Origin of the sequence: Pseudomonas sp. BF-R-30 (genome assembly GCF_019956175.1) — a bacterium.
In the GTDB taxonomy this organism is placed as follows: domain Bacteria; phylum Pseudomonadota; class Gammaproteobacteria; order Pseudomonadales; family Pseudomonadaceae; genus Aquipseudomonas; species Aquipseudomonas jessenii.
Map to the genome: position 1 here is coordinate 1 of NZ_JAHBDE010000071.1, position 1,573 is coordinate 1,573.

General features: G+C 60.5%; 2 protein-coding genes and 1 pseudogene. All 3 read right to left on the reverse strand.

Annotated elements, in window-relative coordinates:
- Positions 1-227: pseudogene (locus KGB20_RS25700) on the reverse strand (transcriptional regulator); the annotation flags it as partial.
- Positions 227-709 (reverse strand): RNA polymerase sigma factor, encoded by a 483-nt coding sequence (locus KGB20_RS25705; RefSeq protein WP_371318492.1) that lies wholly within the window; start codon positions 707-709, stop codon positions 227-229. The pseudogene KGB20_RS25700 and the gene KGB20_RS25705, both read right to left, overlap by 1 nt.
- Before the next feature lie 66 nt (positions 710-775).
- Positions 776-1,318, reverse strand: coding sequence for a tetratricopeptide repeat protein (locus KGB20_RS25710; RefSeq protein ID WP_057714697.1), 543 nt, complete (start codon positions 1,316-1,318; stop codon positions 776-778).
- Positions 1,319-1,573 lie beyond the last annotated feature (255 nt).

Here is a 1,573-nt window from a genome sequence, read left to right on the forward strand (position 1 = left end):
GGTGAGGGCATTGTGGCGAGCATGGTTTGCAGGCGATCGACCGGCGCCTGTCGGGCCAGTTCATCGTAGGCGTCCTTGAACGGCAGGCTGCTGCGATCCAGCCATTGCAGGCGCAGGCCGAGCATCGGGTCGGCGCCGATGGCCGCGTCGATGCGCGAGCGCTGCTCGGCATCGAGTTGGTTGTCGAGGTAAGCCACCAGTTGTTCGTCCGAGGGTATCGCGTTCATCAATGTTCTCCTCGGTTAGGGGTGGGCACCGTGTGCAACGGTGGATATTCGGCCAGTTTCGCCCGAGCGGCGGCCAGGCGACTCATGACGGTGCCGATGGGCACTTGCAGCACCTCGGCGACTTCGCGGTAGGACAAGCCTTCGACATAGGCGAGAAACACCGTTTCGCGCTGGGCCTCGGGCAAGGCATCGACGCGGCGGATGACCTGTGCTGCCAACACGTGGGTTTGCGCCACGGATTCTCCATCGAACGACAAGGCCTGATCGGCGTCTACCTGGCCCTGCCCCTGGCGCACCCGCCGGGCGCGGACTTCGTTGAGCCAGATCGAATGCAGAATGCTCAGCAGCCAGTGGTCCATGCGCGTCCCCTGCACGTATTGCCCGGCCCGTTCCAGCGCCCGCAGGCAAGTGGCTTGCACCAGGTCATCGGCGACATGCCGTTGCCGGGACAGCAGCAGGCCGTAGCGCCATAAACGCGCCAGATGCTGGTTCAGTTCCGTTCGTATTGCCTGATCGCTGGCGATGGCGACCTCCGTCCGCTCGGGTTGTCAGGTTTTCGATGAGCCGTTGATGGCTTCGGCCAGGTCCTGGTACTCCTCGCATTGAGTACTGCCACAGATGGATTCGATCTGCCGCAGTTGCTCCTGTGCAAGATCCAGCCGGCCTTTGACCACATAGGCTTCGCCGAGGTATTCGCGGACCTGCGCATATTGCGGGTCGAGCTTGACCGATTGCAGGTAATAGCCGATGCCTTCGTCGGTACGTCCCAGTTTACGCGTGGCGTAGCCGCGATAGTTCAACGCTTTTGCGGTATTTGGCTGTTTCAGCGTGTCGAGCAGGGCCAGGGCTTCTTCATAACGCCCGTCCTTGGCCAGTCGATAGGCATAGTTGGTACGGTCTTCGTCCGGCACCAGGCTACTGGTCTGCCGGACGCAACGTTTCGATTTGCTATCGAACACCTGACCTTTCGGGCAGTTGGGTCTGATGGGCGCGTCGTCGTCCCCGCCACCGCCGTTGGCCAGGGCGAGGGAACCGGACAACGCAACGGCCAGCAACAGAGGGGGCGTCAGAACAGCAAAACGAATATTCATGGGCTTTGCTCCAGAGCTTCATGGGTTCAGATCAGGTCGCGTCCCGCCGGACGCAGTGCAAGGTTGATGTGACGAAAACACCACAACATGAACAATTATTCGTTATGTCCTGGCGGTGTTTTTCAAGGAAAGCTCATATCGGGGCGGATGCATGTTTTTTGCCTTGCGTAGTGTTGTGTGCGCTGAAGAACCCTGTGGGAGCGGGCTTGCTCGCGAAGGCGGAGTGTCAGGCAGCATTAATGTTGATTGACCCAC

Bases quoted from the DNA above. Each gene is read 5' to 3' on its own strand.
- KGB20_RS25710 (WP_057714697.1), bottom strand. From the start codon at position 1,318: ATGAATATTCGTTTTGCTGTTCTGACGCCCCCTCTGTTGCTGGCCGTT.